Here is a 1,052-nt window from a genome sequence, read left to right as displayed (position 1 = left end):
GGAAACGAAAAGTAAGGCACCGAGGACAATTGCAATATCAGCCAGGTTGAAGGCCGGCCAATGCCAGTCTCGCCAATAGAAATCAAAGGAATCCACAACATAGCCACGAAAGACCCGGTCAATCAGGTTGCCCATGGCGCCACCGAGGATAAGACTGTAAGCGATGGCTTCTCCTTTATGACGATTTTCAAGGATCAGCTTGATCAGAAAAATCGAGACCACTACCGCGATTCCGATAAAAAAGTAGCGCTGCCAGCCTCCACCATTCGCAAAAAGACTGAATGCGGCACCGGTGTTCCATAGGTGCACCCAGTTAAAGAACGGGGTCACTGAAATAGACTCGCCATAGGCCATTGATTGCTGCACCAGCCACTTTACAGCCTGATCAGACGCTGCCAGCAGGCCCGATATGGACAATAGGGCATACGGCGAGAGCTTTTTGCCAATAATGAGCATTATTTAACCCTTCAACGCCAAAATGCGTCTGGCACCGTTAAGTACAATGCCCCCCGCGATGGTGCCGATAATCAGATCCGGATAATTGGAACCGGTCCACGCGACCAGGGCGCCGGCGGTGATGACCCCCAGGTTGATCACCACGTCGTTGGCCGAGAATATCCAGCTTGCCTTCATGTGCGCCCCGCCTTCCCGATGTTTGGATATGAGCAGCAGACAACTGGTATTGGCAATCAATGCGACGAATGCGATAGCCATCATCACCAGCGATTCAGGCTCACTACCGAATACAAAGCGTCTCACCACCTCTACGAGCACGCCCACAGCCAAGATCAGTTGCAGTACACCAGCAAGATGCGCGGCACGTACCTGCATTTTCACGCTATGTCCAACCGCATAAAGGGCAAGCCCGTACACCGCCGCATCGGCAAAATTGTCCAGGGATTCTCCAATCAGGCCGGTGGACTGGGCGATCAGACCGGCAGTCATTTCCACCACGAACAGAAGTGCATTGATGCCGAGCAACCAGCGCAGGGTCCCGGATTCTTGCTTAGCAGAAGCTGCCGAAAACTCGGCGGCCTTGATGGTCTCCGGAT

General features: G+C 53.4%; 2 protein-coding genes. Both read right to left on the bottom strand.

Features of this window, described 5'->3' with window-relative positions:
* Positions 1–456 (bottom strand): signal peptidase II (gene lspA / locus HMJ39_RS00690; protein ID WP_194295906.1); only part of this gene is annotated, 456 nt, incomplete at its 3' end.
* Positions 457–459: 3 nt separating this feature from the next.
* Positions 460–1,052, bottom strand: a 593-nt coding sequence (locus tag HMJ39_RS00685) for a cation transporter (protein WP_194295905.1), incomplete at its 5' end; no start/stop codon positions are given.

This window comes from Alloalcanivorax profundimaris (assembly GCF_015265435.1).
GTDB classification, from domain to species: Bacteria; Pseudomonadota; Gammaproteobacteria; order Pseudomonadales; family Alcanivoracaceae; genus Alloalcanivorax; species Alloalcanivorax profundimaris.
This window is presented reverse-complemented; position numbering and strand designations above follow the sequence as displayed.